Genomic DNA, 3,141 nt, shown 5'->3' with positions numbered 1-3,141 from the left:
AAACATCTTCGGGTTGTGAGGTTAAGCGACTAAGCGTACACGGTGGATGCCCTGGCAGTCAGAGGCGATGAAGGACGTGCTAATCTGCGAAAAGCGCCGGCGAGGTGATATGAACCCTTGACCCGGCGATGTCCGAATGGGGAAACCCGGTGCACTACGGTGCATCATCACAGCATGAATCCATAGTGCTGTGAAGCGAACCGGGGGAACTGAAACATCTAAGTACCCCGAGGAAAAGAAATCAACCGAGATTCCCCCAGTAGCGGCGAGCGAACGGGGAGGAGCCCAGAGCCTGAATCAGCTTGTGTGTTAGTGGAAGCGTCTGGAAAGTCGCGCGATACAGGGTGACAGCCCCGTACACGAAAACGCACAGGCTGTGAGCTCGATGAGTAGGGCGGGACACGTGGTATCCTGTCTGAATATGGGGGGACCATCCTCCAAGGCTAAATACTCCTGACTGACCGATAGTGAACCAGTACCGTGAGGGAAAGGCGAAAAGAACCCCGGCGAGGGGAGTGAAAAAGAACCTGAAACCGTGTACGTACAAGCAGTGGGAGCACCTTCGGGTGTGACTGCGTACCTTTTGTATAATGGGTCAGCGACTTATATTCTGTAGCAAGGTTAACCGCATAGGGGAGCCGAAGGGAAACCGAGTCTTAACTGGGCGTTAAGTTGCAGGGTATAGACCCGAAACCCGGTGATCTAGCCATGGGCAGGTTGAAGGTTGGGTAACACTAACTGGAGGACCGAACCGACTAATGTTGAAAAATTAGCGGATGACCTGTGGCTGGGGGTGAAAGGCCAATCAAACCGGGAGATAGCTGGTTCTCCCCGAAAGCTATTTAGGTAGCGCCTCGTGAACTCATCTCCGGGGGTAGAGCACTGTTTCGGCTAGGGGGCCATCCCGGCTTACCAACCCGATGCAAACTACGAATACCGGAGAATGTTATCACGGGAGACACACGGCGGGTGCTAACGTCCGTCGTGAAGAGGGAAACAACCCAGACCGCCAGCTAAGGTCCCAAAGTCATGGTTAAGTGGGAAACGATGTGGGAAGGCCCAGACAGCCAGGATGTTGGCTTAGAAGCAGCCATCATTTAAAGAAAGCGTAATAGCTCACTGGTCGAGTCGGCCTGCGCGGAAGATGTAACGGGGCTAAACCATGCACCGAAGCTGCGGCAGCGACGCTTATGCGTTGTTGGGTAGGGGAGCGTTCTGTAAGCCGTTGAAGGTGGCCTGTGAGGGCTGCTGGAGGTATCAGAAGTGCGAATGCTGACATAAGTAACGATAAAGCGGGTGAAAAGCCCGCTCGCCGGAAGACCAAGGGTTCCTGTCCAACGTTAATCGGGGCAGGGTGAGTCGACCCCTAAGGCGAGGCCGAAAGGCGTAGTCGATGGGAAACAGGTTAATATTCCTGTACTTGGTGTTACTGCGAAGGGGGGACGGAGAAGGCTATGTTGGCCGGGCGACGGTTGTCCCGGTTTAAGCGTGAAGGTGTGTGCTCCAGGCAAATCCGGAGCGCTTTAACACTGAGGCGTGATGACGAGGCACCACGGTGCTGAAGCAACAAATGCCCTGCTTCCAGGAAAAGCCTCTAAGCTCCAGGTAACACGAAATCGTACCCCAAACCGACACAGGTGGTCAGGTAGAGAATACCAAGGCGCTTGAGAGAACTCGGGTGAAGGAACTAGGCAAAATGGTGCCGTAACTTCGGGAGAAGGCACGCTGATGGTAGGTGAAGCGACCTGCTCGTGGAGCTGAAATCAGTCGAAGATACCAGCTGGCTGCAACTGTTTATTAAAAACACAGCACTGTGCAAACACGAAAGTGGACGTATACGGTGTGACGCCTGCCCGGTGCCGGAAGGTTAATTGATGGGGTTATCCGTAAGGAGAAGCTCTTGATCGAAGCCCCGGTAAACGGCGGCCGTAACTATAACGGTCCTAAGGTAGCGAAATTCCTTGTCGGGTAAGTTCCGACCTGCACGAATGGCGTAATGATGGCCAGGCTGTCTCCACCCGAGACTCAGTGAAATTGAACTCGCTGTGAAGATGCAGTGTACCCGCGGCAAGACGGAAAGACCCCGTGAACCTTTACTATAGCTTGACACTGAACATTGAGCCTTGATGTGTAGGATAGGTGGGAGGCTTTGAAGCGTGGACGCCAGTCTGCGTGGAGCCAACCTTGAAATACCACCCTTTAATGTTTGATGTTCTAACGTGGACCCGTAAACCGGGTTGCGGACAGTGTCTGGTGGGTAGTTTGACTGGGGCGGTCTCCTCCTAAAGCGTAACGGAGGAGCACGAAGGTCAGCTAATCCTGGTCGGACATCAGGAGGTTAGTGCAATGGCATAAGCTGGCTTGACTGCGAGCGTGACGGCGCGAGCAGGTGCGAAAGCAGGTCATAGTGATCCGGTGGTTCTGAATGGAAGGGCCATCGCTCAACGGATAAAAGGTACTCCGGGGATAACAGGCTGATACCGCCCAAGAGTTCATATCGACGGCGGTGTTTGGCACCTCGATGTCGGCTCATCACATCCTGGGGCTGAAGTAGGTCCCAAGGGTATGGCTGTTCGCCATTTAAAGTGGTACGCGAGCTGGGTTTAGAACGTCGTGAGACAGTTCGGTCCCTATCTGCCGTGGGCGCTGGAGAACTGAGGGGGGCTGCTCCTAGTACGAGAGGACCGGAGTGGACGCATCACTGGTGTTCGGGTTGTCATGCCAATGGCACTGCCCGGTAGCTAAATGCGGAAGAGATAAGTGCTGAAAGCATCTAAGCACGAAACTTGCCCCGAGATGAGTTCTCCCTGACCCTTTAAGGGTCCTGAAGGAACGTTGAAGACGACGACGTTGATAGGCCGGGTGTGTAAGCGCAGCGATGCGTTGAGCTAACCGGTACTAATGAACCGTGAGGCTTAACCTTACAACGCCGAAGATGTTTTGGCGTGAGAGAGAATTTTTTCAGCGTGATACAGATTAAACCGGTGTGCCGCTGAGGCATGGCGGTGAACAGAATTTGCCTGGCGGCACTAGCGCGGTGGTCCCACCTGACCCCATGCCGAACTCAGAAGTGAAACGCCGTAGCGCCGATGGTAGTGTGGGGTCTCCCCATGCGAGAGTAGGGAACTGCCAGGCATCAAA

Annotated in this window: 2 rRNA genes; both read left to right on the top strand. The window is 54.3% G+C overall.

Annotated elements, in window-relative coordinates:
- Positions 1-19: 19 nt before the first annotated feature.
- Positions 20-2,923: ribosomal RNA gene (locus CWM66_RS27845) — 23S ribosomal RNA — on the top strand.
- Positions 2,924-3,019: 96 nt separating this feature from the next.
- Positions 3,020-3,135: ribosomal RNA gene (gene rrf / locus CWM66_RS27840) — 5S ribosomal RNA — on the top strand.
- Positions 3,136-3,141 lie beyond the last annotated feature (6 nt).

The sequence above is a fragment of the Kosakonia sp. H7A genome (assembly GCF_003028445.1).
Taxonomy (GTDB): domain Bacteria; phylum Pseudomonadota; class Gammaproteobacteria; order Enterobacterales; family Enterobacteriaceae; genus Kosakonia; species Kosakonia radicincitans.
The sequence above is the reverse complement of the archived record's forward strand: the minus strand, read 5'-3'. Positions and strand labels throughout refer to the sequence as shown.